This window comes from Thermus sp. FJN-A, assembly GCF_054655095.1.
The window spans coordinates 1-250 of the sequence record NZ_BAAHSC010000018.1; the positions used below are offsets into that span (position 1 = coordinate 1).

Genomic DNA, 250 nt, shown 5'->3' on the forward strand with positions numbered 1-250 from the left:
GGGGAAGGGGGGGAAGGAGCGGATGGTGGTCCTCTCGCCCACGGCCCAGCGGGCCCTGCACCAGTGGCTGCGGCACCGGAACCTCGAGGGCCACCCCACGAGCCCCTACATCTGGAGCCACACCACGGGGCCCAACCGGGGAAAGCCCTTCTCCGCCCGGGCGGTGGAGGCCATGGTGAAGCGGGTGGCCAGGCGGGCGGGGCTCAAGGACTGGCAACGCATCACCCCCCATAAGCTCCGCCACTCCTAC

At 71.6% G+C, this 250-nt stretch carries 1 protein-coding gene; it reads left to right on the forward strand.

Annotated elements, in window-relative coordinates; all coding sequences use genetic code 11:
* A partial coding sequence (locus tag ACYQ0J_RS00085; RefSeq protein WP_460170212.1) for a tyrosine-type recombinase/integrase occupies positions 1 to 250 on the forward strand: 250 nt, incomplete at both ends.